Raw genomic sequence first — 12997 nt, 5'->3', positions numbered from 1 at the left:
TTATCACTTGAGCTACGCTAGCCAGTAGATCCTTATAAACTGGTTTCAAAATACTTGATTGGGATAGGTATTGTGTTTGGTGTATATAACAAAACTTTTCTTTTAATTGTCTTAATTCTAGCCGCAGAGGTAAGTGCTGAGACATTTTTAGAAAATGTAGAATTAGATAGTCGAGTTCGTTTTCATGGTCAGAGTTTAAAAGCGACGTCTCAACCTATTTTTGCAACTCAAGATACTTCATCACTTTTCTCGGCTTTAGACATGAGTGCTGAAAGTGAGGGGCTACGCCTAGCTGCAACAGCAAGTATCAATAAAATGGGCGGCAGTAGCGAAACTAAGCTAACAATATCTGAAGCATATTATGACTTTAGCATAAAAAACTGGTACTTATCTGCTGGAAAGAAGAAACTAGACTGGGATGTTGGTTATGGTTTTAGGCCTTTAGACATGTTCTCACCAACAGACTCTTTAGCCATTTATACAGCGGTCCCTCCAGGTACATTAATGGTTACAGGGGACTATTTTACAGAGTCAGGAAATGTCACTTTTATCTGTAATGAAACACGTGTTGAGTATCTAGAAAGAGGTGAAAAAGTTAAGTCAGGGCATGGTTGTGGTGGTCGTTATTATCAATTCTTTGATGGCTATGAAGCCCAAGCGGTTGCTCACTATGATAATGAGTTAGGGTTTAGAGTGGGAGGCAGTGCACAGACGGTCATAGGAAATAGTCTAGAGCTACATGGGTCGTTTATTTGGCAGCAACGACATCGAACGCCAATTGTAACTGCGCATCATGGGTTTAATAATGTTGAAACGGTGTGGCAAAAAGGGAGCATACAGGCATTACTTGGACTGAATTATAGTTTTTCGGTTGGTATTACCGCGATTGTTGAGTATTGGCATGATGGTCGAGCTCCTAGTAATCAGCAATGGCGAGAAGTGGTTGCTGGTGCCAATGAAGGCGCTTCAGAACATCAGTTAAGCCTCTATCGCGCTCACTTTGCGACCCAAAATTTATTCAGAGACAATCTAATGGTGCATTTAAGATCGTCAAATCCAACATGGCAACCAGAGGTAACATGGTTAATGAATCCCAGTGATAACAGTATGTTAATAGATACAGGCCTATGTTACTCTAAATATGAGAGCACCCGACTTTGCTTAGGGTATAGATCTTATGCTGGTGGGAATAAATCAATATATGAGCAACTAAGTTATCAAAAAACAGGGTACCTTAGTGTAGAAATAAAGTTGTAAATTCATGTCTCTAATCAACTCTTTCTCAGGATCAGAAAGTTGGATGAGTAATCTTAAGCTAGCAGTGGTTTGTATTGCACTTGGTCTACTTATTCATTTTATTGGATGGGCAAAATACCCAATTATTTCGATATTAATTTCATTAGGGATAGGATTTAGTATCCGTTTATGCCGAAAATGGTTAAAGCGGCACTATCCTCAAATGAACCTATCTTTACAGTTTCTGTTAGCGGTTACCTTCTCTTTTGTCGTTTGGGGGCTTACTCCTTTGCTGCTTGGTGTCGTAAAAAGCACAGGGGGCTATGTAGATGATTGGCAGCAATATGTTGGTATGTTGCTAATCGGAAGTTTTATTATGGTTGTCGTGAGCTTTACTTATTACCAAAGTATTCAAGCGCAAGATTTAAAGCAATCATTGGCGCAAGTTGAATTAGATCAGATTAAAAAAGACAAAGTCCTGCTCGAAACTGAATTAAGACTTCTGCAGTCACAAATTGAACCTCACTTTTTGTTTAATACGTTAGCCAATATTCAGGCATTAATCGCGGTTGATACCAAGCAGGCGAATAAAATGTTAATCGCATTAACGGCTTTATTGCGACAGAGTTTAGATAGAACCCGATCTGAATGGCTAACATTAGGTCATGAGCTTCGTTTTAACAAAGCTTATCTCGCTATACAGAAAATTCGCTTAGGTGATAGGTTGGTAATTAACTATGACGTTACCGATAAAATTACCGATGATATTTTGTTTCCTCCAATGCTATTGCAACCACTGATTGAAAATGCTGTGACGCATGGCATTGAGCAATTAACTTCCGGTGGAGAGTTGACACTATCGGTTGAAAAAGAAGAAAGTAACTTAGTAATCAGCATTACAAATAGTGTACCCGTTGATGGAAGTAACCGTAAGGGAACTCAAGTAGGTATGAATAATGTGAAAACGAGGTTGCAACAGTTATACGAGGGCCAGGCTAGCTTGAAATACGACAACAGCCAAGTGGGGAAAGTGGTTGTGACTATGGAGGTGCCATTAAATGTCTCACAAAGTTAAAGTAGTGATCGCAGATGATGAGCCAATTTTACGTGCACATCTAAAAATGATGTTAGAAGATATTTGGCCTGAAATTGATATTGTAGGTCAGGCTGCGAATGGAGAAGAAGCGCTAGAGCTAACTGAAGCATTCAGCCCTAGAGTATTGTTTTTAGATATAAATATGCCAGGGATCGATGGCTTAGAAGTGTCTAGAATTTTATCTGAGTCAGAACAGGCCCCTGTTATCGTATTTGTGACAGCTTATAATGAACATGCTGTTACTGCCTTTGAAAACCAAGCTATTGACTATTTATTAAAACCACTAGAAGAATCGAGGCTCATAAAAACAGTCCAGCGAATTCAAAAGCTTTTATCGAATGAACACTCCGAAAGCGAACAGCATGCTCAGTTACAGGTGATGCTTTCTCAATTAATGCAAGAGAGTAGTGATACTTCATCACAAACGTACCTAAAGTGGATTAGAGCGAGTAAGAACAATGATGTCTACATGGTTGATGTAGATGATGTAGACTATTTTATTGCAGATAATAAATACACAGAGGTAACCGTAGGTCTTAATAAGCATTTAATTAAAACTGCGATTACAGTTTTAGAAAATCAGTTAGATCCCGACGTTTTTTGGCGTATTCATCGGAACTGTATTGTACGAGTAGATACCATTGCGCATATATCAAAAGATGAATTAGGGCATGTTTATGTGAACTTAAAAGGTAGTGATGAAAAATTATCAGTAAGCAGGAAGTACCATCACTTATTTAAACAGATGTAAAAGTAGTATATTTATTTAGGTTCGCACAGGTGTATAGAAAGAGGCAGTAAAAGCTGCCTCTTTTTTTGTGCCTATCTTTCATTACACGACCCCTTCACTCTGTTGGCACCTAGTTGTCGTTCATCGTTATTTTTTACCTTTTATCATTCTATGTTGCCGATTATCACTTGGGCAACACCAAGCCTGAATTGTTTCATAAGATAGCTACATCAACAGGAACAACGAAGGATTATGACGATGAAGCCACTTTCTATTTTTAAAAAAGCTATTTTTGGCGCTTCGATAGTTAGCACAGTAACGATGGCAGCTGAAATACCATCTCACGTTATTAAAGCTTATCAAGAGGGACTTGCTGGCTCACAAGCGCAAAATCAACATGCAATCAATGCATTGAAAGAATTAAATGAACAAACGCCTTCGCCAATCACCTTGGCTATGCTAGGTAGTGCAGAAACGACTCAGGCAAGGTATACCAATCAACCTTGGCAAAAAATGAAATTTGCAGAGTTGGGTATTTCTAAGCTCAATAAAGCTGTGAAGCAAGTCAAGAAGGCCCCTTATCCGCAGCAAGCCAGAGTTTATATCACTGCTGGATGTACATTTTCGCAAGTACCAAAAATGATGAACAGAGCGGAGCATGGTGATCACTTATTAAAACAGGTCATCGCAGAGCGCAGTGAGTTTGATAAGTTAAATAATCAACTTAAAAAAATGACCTATCGTTGTGCGGCAATGGCTGCAGATAAATTAGAGGATCAGCCAAGAGCTAAATCAATGTTAGAGAAATCAGAGACATTTGCCCAACTCTTAAAATCAGAAAAGGAATAGGGATCATGCTTAAATTCTCTAACATTGTTAAATCTTATCGTACTGGAGAGGTTGTTGTAGATGCGCTTAAAGGTGTTTCTGCAGACATAGAAAAAGGTGAGACAGTTGCACTATGTGGTCCATCAGGGAGTGGAAAGTCAACACTTCTTAATATATGTGGGTTACTTGATGATGACTATACCGGTGACATTTGGCTTGCAGGCAAAGCAGTGCCTAAAGATAAGAAATCAATGACGCAAATCCGTCGTGAAAAGTTGGGATTTATCTTTCAGAGATACAACTTAATTCCTGTGATGTCAGTGTATGAAAATATTGAATATCCACTGCTTATGTTGAATATGAGCAAAAGAGAAAGGATGAATAAGGTTGTTGAGATTATTAGTAAAGTAGGCTTGAAAGATCATATATCAAAGCGTCCAGATCAGCTATCAGGCGGCCAACAACAGCGTGTGGCAATTGCTCGAGCCTTAGTTAAAAGACCTGAAATTGTCATTGCGGATGAACCCACCGCAAATCTTGATACTCCCACTGCAAATATGGTGATTGATTTGATGCGTGATCTAGGCAATGACCTTGGTAGCACATTTATCGTTGCAACGCACGATCATCGAATGACAGAGCGTTGTCATCGAGTTTTAAATCTTGCTGACGGCAACTTATCAACATTCAACCCATACGAAACTCAAAGGAGGGCGGGATAATGCGTTGGATTTCATTTGCATTCTTTAATGTATGGCGCAACGGGCGACGCTCATTGTTCACGATATTAGTGGCAGCTGTTGCAGTTGCGGCGATTTTGACAACAAGTGGTTTTGCTTTATTTACATATCAATCACTTGCAGAAAAGGCGGCGAGAGATGAAGGCAACTTTATCATTACACACCAACAATTCCTTAAAGAAGAGGAAGACATGCCTTTACAGTATGGTTTAGAAGATACAGAAACGCTTATCGAGCAGTTATCATCTGATGAAGATATTAAAAGTGTTCTTCCGAGAATAAATTTTAATGGTTTGGTATCTAATGGGGAAAAGAGTTCTATCTTCATTGGTTTAGGTGTTGAGCCTGACGAGTTTATGGTGAAAGGGCCTTTCTTAACTATGTTAGAAGGTAAAGCATTATCAAACTTCGGTAATGAAGATGAAGCTGAAGTGGTATTAGGGAAAGAGCTTGCTCGTAACTTGAAAGTGCAAGTGGGTGATTACATTACACTAATGTCTACAACTACAGACGGGGCATTGAATGCTTTTGATTTCACTGTTCGCGGCATCTACACCACAGGAGTGCCTGACTTAGATAAACGCCAGCTATACGTCAAATTATCTGATGCTCAATCTCTACTCTATACCGAAAAAGTCAGTTCTCTATCTGTTTATTTGTTCGACATTAATAAGACCGAACAAAAGGTATCTGACTATCAAAAACGTGATCAGTCTTTGCAATTTACACCTTGGTGGGAACGTGCATTTTACTATCAATCAGTAAAAGACTTGTATAACCGAATCTTCGGCTTACTTGGAGGGATCATGGTGCTATTAGTCTTTTTCTCAATTTCTAACACCATGGCAATGACTGTCACAGAGAGAACTAGAGAGATTGGCACGGTATCCGCGATGGGTTCTTATCAGTGGGAAATCATTCGTAATTTTGTACTTGAATCCAGCATCATTGGGTTCATAGGCGCAAGTTTAGGCATCATCGCATCAGCATTTATTGCTTGGGGTTTGGTGTATGTAGGGCTAGAAATGCCACCGCCTCCAGGCAGTAACAAAGGTTATCCTTTGACGATAACGTTCTCATGGGAAATCGCAGGTATCGTTTTATTCACCATGGTGTTGGTATGTGTGTTAGCTGCTTTAAAAGCGGCACACAAAGGAAGTTCTAAATCAATTACGGAGGCATTAAGCCATGTTTAAATTTATTAGCAAAATATCTTTCTGCGTAATTTCTATGGTCTCCTTATCAACGATGGCACAGACCGTTTATCAAGAGGATAGTGAGGCATTTGACCCCCAACTTTCATTAATTAGCGTTGATGCTTTTCGTAGTGAATCTGATTCCGTCAAGATTTCAGCAACCGTTCGCGCTTATGACAATGACGCATTAAAGAATGAGAAACAATACGACGTCTACTCATCTACCAATAAGAAATCGCTGGTTGTGTTTAAATCAGCCTCTGAGCAAGGCCAGAAAGTATTGATGAAAGAAAGTGATTTCTGGATGTTTATGCCAAGAAGCCGCAGACCAATTCGCATTACCCCTTTGCAAAAGCTATTAGGCGAAGCTTCTTTGGGGGATATTGCGACTTTGAGTTGGAGTAAGGATTACCAGGTGAGTTCGTTTTCATCTGATAAGAGTGAAATTGTCTTTAACTTGTCGGCTAATTCCAGCAAAGCCAGTTATCAAAAGATTCAATTAACGGTTGATAAAAGCGATTTATTTCCTTTAAAAGCTGAATTATACCTTCGCTCTGGTAAGCATGCGAAAACGGCCACTTTTGATCGAGGACAAAGAAATGGCAAGTCAAAGGTTGTTGCTATGTCTCTGCAAGACCAGATGCAGCCAGGTAAAAGAACTGTGATTGCTTATGATGAAATTAAGCCAATCAAAGTGCCATCTAAGTTATTTAATCCACAAATTTTAATTCGCAGCGACTTGGATAAGCTCTTAACACAATAAGAGGTTGTAATTTTGGAACTACATTTAACAAACAATCAAATAGACGTATGGCAGACCTCGCTAAGTTTGTTTGAACAAAATAATGCGCTGAGCGAGCTTGAAGTGTTGCTTACTGCATCTGATAAGCAGCAAATTAGTATGCTTAAAAGGGCAACAGAGCGGAAAGTTAAAACTGTATCAAGGGCTTTTCTAAGAGCTGTTTTAGCCAAGTATACAGGTTTACTGCCAAGTGAAATTGAATTCCGACAAGGCTTGCATGGCAAGCCTGAGATTGCCAATGAGGGGTATCAGTTAGAGTTTAACTTATCACACAGTGACAATGTTCTTGCTTGTGTCATTTGTAAAGACAAGCCAGTCGGCATTGATATTGAAAGGATCCGTTTTAAACGCAACTTAAAAGCATTGGTTAAATCTCTGTTCTCGGAAAGTGAGTATGATGAATTCGAGGCATTATCAGAGCTTAAACAAGAGCAATACTTTTATGATAGATGGACATTGAAAGAGTCACTCATAAAGGCAACGGGAAAAGGGCTAACCACAAAGCTTAGCAATGTCTCTTTTTCGCAAAACGACCCTGTTTCTAGTTTCTGTATTGATGGCTTGAAACTAACAAAGGTATCGGGTCACTTCTTTAGTTGGCTTTGGCCTATATCTAAGCAGCACAGATTGGCTGTTACTTTATTAGATGACAAAAACGTAAAAAATACCGCGATTAAGTTTCGCTGTTTCCACTATTTACCAAATGTGCCTGAAGCCCAGGCAGCATAAAAATAAACCGACAGGAAAAAAGATAATGAAAACTAAACTGAATAAAAAAGTACTTAAGAATCTGAATGTAAAAGACTTTAATATAGATAAATTAACCGCAAAAGTTGCTGGTGGTTCACTTGACTTACCATCTCCGACAGATACGGGTTGTGGTAGCTTTGTGCTATGCAAGAAAAAGTAACATGAGCATAAATTTAAGGAGCTTTTAAGGAAAAGAGTCATGACGAATCAACTTGTAATGAACGCTCAAAACCAAGGCTACCCGACCCAATTAAGCACATCCATTGAAGGGATCAGGCAAGATAGAAAAAATAAACTTGCCGCCGCATTTAGATTATTTGGTCAGTATGGTTTTGATGAAGGTGTAGCTGGTCACATTACTGCCAGAGATCCAAAGTACCAAGACCACTTTTGGGTTAACCCATTAGGTAAAAGCTTTTCAAACATCACAGTTTCAGATTTACTCTTGGTAAATCACAAAGGTGATGTGGTAGAAGGAGAAGGATTGCTAAATGGTGCTGCTTTTACTATCCATTCGCATATCCATATGCATAGAAAAGATGTTGTTGCAGCAGCACATGCTCATTCTACATATGGAAAAGCATTTTCTACCTTGAATAAAGAGTTACTGCCGATTACTCAGGATTCATGTGCTTTCTACAATGATTGTGTGAACTTCAAACAGTTTGGCGGCGTTGTATTAGATAAATCGGAAGGTGAATTAATTGTTGAAGCCTTACAACGAAAAAAAGCCATGATATTACAAAATCATGGCTTGTTGACAGTTGGTAGAAGTATTGAATCTGCTTGCTGGTGGTATATTTCTCTGGAAAGAGCATGTCAGGTCCAGCTACTTGCTGAAACTGCTGGCAAACCACAATTAATAGAGGATTCGGTCGCAAAAGAGACTCAGAAATTAATTGGTCGAGAGCGTACGGGTTGGTTCAACTTCATGTCACTCTACGAATCTATCTCGAAACAACAGCCAGATTTATTCCATTAAAAAGATAAAACTGGCTGTATTGACATACTTTATAGCTAGTTTTCTGATTTACTTATATATTTTAAGGATTGAAATGCCAGAACATAAAGCCTTTCAGAACACAGTCTTTAGAGTTAAATTTCATATGCATAATGAATATTTTCTTCGTACATTGAGCGCATTTAATGATGAAGACTCTAGCTTTAGGCCGCAGCAAAACATGCTTTCTGTAAAAGATCAGGTTTTGCATACGGTTGGAGCGATTGAGTTGTTTGTAAGTGCATACTTATCAACAATAGACTCTACCTCAAAGATTACTCACACTTCATTCAGGCCAGGAGAAGCATGGTCTGGATCTAGTACTGCTGTGACAGATATGAGGTGGACGCAAAATGCAGACAAGAAGCACTATGATGAACAAGTTGATATGAAAGAAATCAAGGAGATTTTCTCTAAGACAATGGCATATGCAAGTGACGTCTTTTCTATCCCATCGGAAGCCGAATTACAGCAGCCGATCGGTAAAAATTCGTTAGTGCCGGACTTTTTTCGTGCAGAAGACATTATAGAAATTATGTTAGATCATACGGCTCATCATAGAGGTGCTTTGGCCCAGTATGCTAGATTATTAGGACATTCTCCGAAAATACCTTATTTCGACATGCCGTAAATCTCCATCATATTTAGCAACCTTATCTCAAAGCTATTTATTAGGTGATAAGCATAATATATGAATGTCACCTATAACTTATCTTTATGTTTCAAAGAATTAATTCTATTTTTACGTCTAGCTTGGTGTTAGAAACTACTTTGATGACAGCCTTCTTCAAAAGTTAGTGTGTTTAAACATCGTAATACGTGAAAATATTCAATTAATCATAGAGATACTCTCTAAGTACCCACAAAGACTTTATACATGATTCTACCAGGATAAAAAGTAAAGAAACCTGCAATGACGAGAGATAGAAAATAGGTGTTTCTTGACCATGTTTTATGCTGAGGGATTTGCTTTTTTCTAGCATGATAAATCATCAAATAAAGAGAAATTAATGTCCAAATACTTAGAAAGTGAATTGGACTAAAGCCAAACAACAAGTCAAATTGCAAGGTTTTGATAAAGAAGCTAGATAAGCATACGACGACCATAGATGTTATCCATAAATACCCAAATGTTCTATGAGTTAGTGTGCCTTTTTTGCTAGCGAATTGAATTGCACCAAAAATGATTGCAGCTATGGCAAAAAAAGAGTGAAGGGGTATGGGGTGAGAGGCATTCAATAAGATACCAATATTCATTAACTATTCCTTAGAGTTTATTTTTATCTATTTATAGTATCGACTTGAAGTGTGCTTTAAAAGTAAAGAAAGGAGTTGGCTATGAAAGCAAATGATTTGAAGTAATTTCTTATACAAAATATAAAAACGCCTATTCAAACACTTTCTTCTTATTTGCTGTTTTTAAGATATTTAATTAAGGCCATCTTAACAAAAAATGAAAGGGGTGATATTAACGATAATAAAAGCATTCCTTGTCTATATTCTTAATAACAGCAGATAGCAAATCAAATTTCTGTTTAGCCCTTGGTTCACGTCATCACCTCAAGCAGACAAAACATATTTGGTCAAAGAAAGCTTGTATTCAATACTTTTCTTTGCCGACCCTCGAACAAAATACGTAATTCTGCTTTTGGTAGTTATTTTGCTCTTTTATCTACCCTATAACTTTTGCATTTAAAGTAAGTTCAGGAAATTGAATTTAATAATGCTCGATTTCAAGCTTAAAAAGTAAAAGTACACACCCAAATCACATTTGATCGGCCGTTTATTGCCAGGAAATATTGACTCAGATTTTTCAAGCGAGCTAATAAAACGGTACTACGCATTTTTACCATTAAAAAAGCTTTTAAATTTCTGAGCTTAAAAGCTCATATCACTGATTTTAATGCTTATTTTTTTTAGAAGATTTATAGAATCTTTCCCAAAAGACTTTTTTCGTCAGATTGACAAAATGGCACTCATCAACAGCGAGGGAGCACTAAGCACTCTCACTACACAAAATAAAAAACATACATATTGAGTATTAAAGGAGTGCATAACATGGTTTCTAAAAAGTTTACATCAGCTTTAAAGGGTTTAATTGCAGCTAGCCTAATTACAGCATCATTTACTTCTCTAGCAGATAGTGAAGTGAATCATGTAAGCAAAGTTAAAGCGCCAATCGAATTAGAAATCATGAAGTGGTTAAGTCTAGATGGGCTAATTGACGGTGAAAAAGAAGAGCAGCAACCAATGAAGTGCAACCCTTACCCTCGCTGCAAAATAAATCCAATAGATGGCACTTCAAGTGCTTCTAACAGTAATCAAAAAAGCTAACTAAAAACAAAGGTTAAAAGTGATGAAGGCATTAATCATTGGCGGAACATCAGAAATTGGTAAAGCCATAGTCAATAAATTAGTCGATGGTGGCTATGATGTGATGTTTACCTATAACAGCAATATAAATAAAGCAGAAGAAGTTGCTAGCTATAAGCCAAAAAATATTCAATTTGCGAAGCTAAATCTAGCAAATACACAAGAAGTTGTAGCATTTACAAAAATGCTCAAATCAGATTTTTCACCAGATGTTTTAGTGAATGTCGCTGGTATTACAAATGACGCGCTTTCATTCGGTGAAATTTCAGAGAATTTGGAAAAGGTGCATACCGTAAATTTCTTGTCACCTTCGATTATTTCAGCAAAAGCAGCAGAGTTGATGATGGCTAATCGTAAAGGTCACATTATAAACATCAGCTCTGTTGCTGCAAAGAGCCCTAAAACAGGTAACGGTGCATATGGCAGCGCAAAAATTGCGCTTGAGCGCTTCACTGCATCACTGAGTCTTGAGGTAGCGCGATTCAAGGTTCGAACAATCAACATAGCACCTGCATTTGTAAACACGCCTATGTTTACGCAGTTTGCAAACGGAAAAGAAAAAGAAGTTATTCGCACTCTTCCTTTGAGAGAGATCCTAGAGGTGGAGGACGTTGCAAATGCTGCAATGGCATTTGTCACCGGCAATATTAAATCTACTGGTATTACGTTGTCATTAACCAATGGCGCACCAGTGCTTTAAGCAATTTTAATTATTAATAGCAACAACTACTAACACAATAAATAAAGGTAAACAAAATGAACCAAACAGAAATCGCAACAATTGCAGCAAATATCTTATATCTAGATGACGTAAGCGAAATTGAATTTAACCGCTCTCTATTCGGTGATTATTCAATGTCTTCTCTAGATTACGTTGACTTTGCTTTCGAGCTAAAAGGTGAGTCTGGTAAAGAGTTCGATCCAGATGAACTTTGGCCAATCAACACCATGATGGATAACCCTGATTTTTATGAAAATGGTCAGTGGACAGATGCAGGTCGCGAAGCATTAAAGAAAGTATTCAATGGCTTTACGGATTTAAGCGAAGAAAATCCAAGCCCTGAGTCTCTTTACAACTTATTTAGTGTGGACTTTATCCAGCACCGAATTGGCACACTATAAAGAGGTTTCGTTATGTCTGCAGTTTATGTAAGAGCAGCAGGTATTCAAACTGAGTATTTCGATGAGCTAGCAGCCTTGGATGCGGTGTTAAACCGCGGACAGGCTCGAGCTGAAAGTGCAGAAAAGAATATCTATAAGCCTCTGAATCGGAAGTTAACTAAATCAGAGGTTGCAGCAATTGCCAGAGAAGATCGCTCTATTTTAAATGATCTATCAACCATGATTTTAAACTCTATTGGAGATTTGTTAGCTAATAGTCCTGATGGAGAAGTAAATGATTCTGAAAATACGCCGCTTTATGCCGGCACGGATGGGGTTTCTGAATATAACTTTTCGGGATTGCATAAAGTCATTGAAAAGCACGGTGGTGTAGAAGGTGCACTAAAGAATTTAGGTGAGCTTAGTAAAATGAGTAACCCTATCAATATGATGCGATATCTATCTACTAACCCTTTATATCATGCTTCAAAGCGTTTAACTCTGCGAGGTGGTGGTTATCCAATACGTGGTATGTCTCTATCTGGTATGCAGGCTTTAGAAGATGCGTTTACTGATATTAAGCAAGGTCGAGAGTCACAAGGGGTTGTTGTGGGTGCAGGTAGTATGCGCAACTTTGACACTTTACTGGTATTCGACAAGTTGGGTCTTTTAAGCAAAGACGAAAAAGAAAGTGAAATAGACCCGTCGTTTGGTGCCGGCACACTTCACCTGAGTAAAGAAAAGCATGATGCGCTTGCAGAAGTGCTAGCAGTGGAAAGTCGTTATAGTCCATCGCCATTTCCGTCTGCAAGAGATTGGTATGACTTACTTGAATCAGTGAAATCTAAAGGTCTTGATATTGATTTAATAGTTTCATATTGCAACGGCGTAAAAACAAATAATGAAAACGAGTTAGCCGCAATAAGAGATGTATACCCAAACATTGAACAGAAAAACTATAAATCATCGTTTGGTTACACCAGCAAGGCAAACAATATTTTAGACCTTACAGCTGCATTAGTAGATGAAAGTGTGCCAGTTGGCTCGACGATTCTAATCAATGGTGCAGGGTTCAGTGTTGGTATTGGCTTTATTGTCATTAAAAAATTAAAAAACATAAAAATATCATAGCCATAGGTGAATAA

16 protein-coding genes are annotated in these 12997 nt (G+C 38.1%); 15 read left to right on the top strand and 1 reads right to left on the bottom strand.

Annotation, left to right across the window (positions count from 1 at the left end):
• The first annotated feature begins 72 nt into the window (after nucleotides 1–72).
• The 11 genes from PP2015_RS17185 to PP2015_RS17140 all read left to right on the top strand — a co-directional run bounded on the left by PP2015_RS17185 (nucleotide 73) and on the right by PP2015_RS17140 (nucleotide 9009).
• Nucleotides 73–1257 carry a hypothetical protein gene (locus PP2015_RS17185; RefSeq protein WP_227009216.1) on the top strand — a complete coding sequence of 395 codons (1185 nt, stop codon included), beginning with the start codon at nucleotides 73–75 and terminating at the stop codon, nucleotides 1255–1257.
• Nucleotides 1258–1261: 4 nt separating this feature from the next.
• Nucleotides 1262–2311 carry a sensor histidine kinase gene (locus PP2015_RS17180; RefSeq protein ID WP_058031468.1) on the top strand — a complete coding sequence of 350 codons (1050 nt, stop codon included), beginning with the start codon at nucleotides 1262–1264 and terminating at the stop codon, nucleotides 2309–2311.
• Entirely contained in the window at nucleotides 2295–3083 is a 789-nt protein-coding gene (locus PP2015_RS17175; RefSeq protein ID WP_058031467.1) for a LytR/AlgR family response regulator transcription factor, read from the top strand. The genes PP2015_RS17180 and PP2015_RS17175 overlap by 17 nt, the downstream gene beginning before the upstream one ends.
• 237 nt (nucleotides 3084–3320) lie before the next feature.
• Nucleotides 3321–3911 (top strand): hypothetical protein, encoded by a 591-nt coding sequence (locus tag PP2015_RS17170; RefSeq protein WP_058031466.1) that lies wholly within the window; start codon nucleotides 3321–3323, stop codon nucleotides 3909–3911.
• A gap of 5 nt (nucleotides 3912–3916) precedes the next feature.
• Nucleotides 3917–4612, top strand: coding sequence for an ABC transporter ATP-binding protein (locus PP2015_RS17165; protein ID WP_058031465.1), 696 nt, complete (start codon nucleotides 3917–3919; stop codon nucleotides 4610–4612).
• Nucleotides 4612–5826, top strand: a complete 1215-nt coding sequence (locus tag PP2015_RS17160; protein ID WP_058031464.1) for an ABC transporter permease — start codon at nucleotides 4612–4614, stop codon at nucleotides 5824–5826. Before PP2015_RS17165 ends, PP2015_RS17160 begins: the two co-directional genes overlap by 1 nt.
• The gene (locus tag PP2015_RS17155) at nucleotides 5819–6589 is read left to right on the top strand and encodes an outer membrane lipoprotein-sorting protein (protein ID WP_058031463.1); all 771 of its coding nucleotides are present in this window, start codon (nucleotides 5819–5821) and stop codon (nucleotides 6587–6589) included. The genes PP2015_RS17160 and PP2015_RS17155 overlap by 8 nt, the downstream gene beginning before the upstream one ends.
• Before the next feature lie 12 nt (nucleotides 6590–6601).
• Complete coding sequence (locus PP2015_RS17150) at nucleotides 6602–7357, top strand: 4'-phosphopantetheinyl transferase family protein (RefSeq protein WP_058031462.1); 756 nt, start codon at nucleotides 6602–6604, stop codon at nucleotides 7355–7357.
• A 25-nt stretch (nucleotides 7358–7382) separates the two neighbouring features.
• Nucleotides 7383–7538 (top strand): hypothetical protein, encoded by a 156-nt coding sequence (locus tag PP2015_RS21930; protein WP_157599100.1) that lies wholly within the window; start codon nucleotides 7383–7385, stop codon nucleotides 7536–7538.
• A gap of 39 nt (nucleotides 7539–7577) precedes the next feature.
• Nucleotides 7578–8360 (top strand): class II aldolase/adducin family protein, encoded by a 783-nt coding sequence (locus tag PP2015_RS17145; RefSeq protein ID WP_211266319.1) that lies wholly within the window; start codon nucleotides 7578–7580, stop codon nucleotides 8358–8360.
• Nucleotides 8361–8433: 73 nt separating this feature from the next.
• Nucleotides 8434–9009 (top strand): DinB family protein, encoded by a 576-nt coding sequence (locus PP2015_RS17140; protein WP_058031461.1) that lies wholly within the window; start codon nucleotides 8434–8436, stop codon nucleotides 9007–9009.
• A 221-nt stretch (nucleotides 9010–9230) separates the two neighbouring features.
• Here the strand turns inward: PP2015_RS17140 and PP2015_RS17135 are convergent, their stop codons facing one another.
• Complete coding sequence (locus PP2015_RS17135) at nucleotides 9231–9635, bottom strand: DUF2306 domain-containing protein (protein WP_058031460.1); 405 nt, start codon at nucleotides 9633–9635, stop codon at nucleotides 9231–9233.
• Between the two features lie 801 nt (nucleotides 9636–10436).
• On the opposite strand from PP2015_RS17135, the gene PP2015_RS17130 reads away from it, so the two are divergent.
• The 4 genes from PP2015_RS17130 to PP2015_RS17115 are packed head-to-tail and all read left to right on the top strand — an operon-like array spanning nucleotide 10437 to nucleotide 12983.
• Nucleotides 10437–10712, top strand: a complete 276-nt coding sequence (locus PP2015_RS17130; RefSeq protein ID WP_058031459.1) for a hypothetical protein — start codon at nucleotides 10437–10439, stop codon at nucleotides 10710–10712.
• A 22-nt stretch (nucleotides 10713–10734) separates the two neighbouring features.
• On the top strand, nucleotides 10735–11451 hold the full coding sequence (locus tag PP2015_RS17125; protein WP_058031458.1) for an SDR family NAD(P)-dependent oxidoreductase: 717 nt from the start codon (nucleotides 10735–10737) through the stop codon (nucleotides 11449–11451).
• 56 nt (nucleotides 11452–11507) lie between these two features.
• The gene (locus PP2015_RS17120; protein ID WP_058031457.1) at nucleotides 11508–11873 is read left to right on the top strand and encodes an acyl carrier protein; all 366 of its coding nucleotides are present in this window, start codon (nucleotides 11508–11510) and stop codon (nucleotides 11871–11873) included.
• Nucleotides 11874–11885: 12 nt separating this feature from the next.
• Nucleotides 11886–12983 carry a hypothetical protein gene (locus PP2015_RS17115; RefSeq protein ID WP_058031456.1) on the top strand — a complete coding sequence of 366 codons (1098 nt, stop codon included), beginning with the start codon at nucleotides 11886–11888 and terminating at the stop codon, nucleotides 12981–12983.
• Nucleotides 12984–12997: the final 14 nt, after the last annotated feature.

The sequence above is a fragment of the Pseudoalteromonas phenolica genome (assembly GCF_001444405.1).
Lineage (GTDB): Bacteria > Pseudomonadota > Gammaproteobacteria > Enterobacterales > Alteromonadaceae > Pseudoalteromonas > Pseudoalteromonas phenolica.
The sequence above is the reverse complement of the archived record's forward strand: the minus strand, read 5'-3'. Positions and strand labels throughout refer to the sequence as shown.

What these genes read in the sequence shown, in the direction of transcription:
- PP2015_RS17180 (WP_058031468.1), top strand. Translation starts at nt 1,262, where the DNA reads ATGTCTCTAATCAACTCTTTCTCAGGATCAGAAAGTTGGATGAGTAAT.
- PP2015_RS17175 (WP_058031467.1), top strand. Translation starts at nt 2,295, where the DNA reads ATGTCTCACAAAGTTAAAGTAGTGATCGCAGATGATGAGCCAATTTTA.
- PP2015_RS17170 (WP_058031466.1), top strand. Translation starts at nt 3,321, where the DNA reads ATGAAGCCACTTTCTATTTTTAAAAAAGCTATTTTTGGCGCTTCGATA.
- PP2015_RS17165 (WP_058031465.1), top strand. Translation starts at nt 3,917, where the DNA reads ATGCTTAAATTCTCTAACATTGTTAAATCTTATCGTACTGGAGAGGTT.
- PP2015_RS17160 (WP_058031464.1), top strand. Translation starts at nt 4,612, where the DNA reads ATGCGTTGGATTTCATTTGCATTCTTTAATGTATGGCGCAACGGGCGA.
- PP2015_RS17155 (WP_058031463.1), top strand. Translation starts at nt 5,819, where the DNA reads ATGTTTAAATTTATTAGCAAAATATCTTTCTGCGTAATTTCTATGGTC.
- PP2015_RS21930 (WP_157599100.1), top strand. Translation starts at nt 7,383, where the DNA reads ATGAAAACTAAACTGAATAAAAAAGTACTTAAGAATCTGAATGTAAAA.
- PP2015_RS17145 (WP_211266319.1), top strand. Translation starts at nt 7,578, where the DNA reads ATGACGAATCAACTTGTAATGAACGCTCAAAACCAAGGCTACCCGACC.
- PP2015_RS17140 (WP_058031461.1), top strand. Translation starts at nt 8,434, where the DNA reads ATGCCAGAACATAAAGCCTTTCAGAACACAGTCTTTAGAGTTAAATTT.
- PP2015_RS17135 (WP_058031460.1), bottom strand. Translation starts at nt 9,635, where the DNA reads ATGAATATTGGTATCTTATTGAATGCCTCTCACCCCATACCCCTTCAC.
- PP2015_RS17130 (WP_058031459.1), top strand. Translation starts at nt 10,437, where the DNA reads ATGGTTTCTAAAAAGTTTACATCAGCTTTAAAGGGTTTAATTGCAGCT.
- PP2015_RS17125 (WP_058031458.1), top strand. Translation starts at nt 10,735, where the DNA reads ATGAAGGCATTAATCATTGGCGGAACATCAGAAATTGGTAAAGCCATA.
- PP2015_RS17120 (WP_058031457.1), top strand. Translation starts at nt 11,508, where the DNA reads ATGAACCAAACAGAAATCGCAACAATTGCAGCAAATATCTTATATCTA.
- PP2015_RS17115 (WP_058031456.1), top strand. Translation starts at nt 11,886, where the DNA reads ATGTCTGCAGTTTATGTAAGAGCAGCAGGTATTCAAACTGAGTATTTC.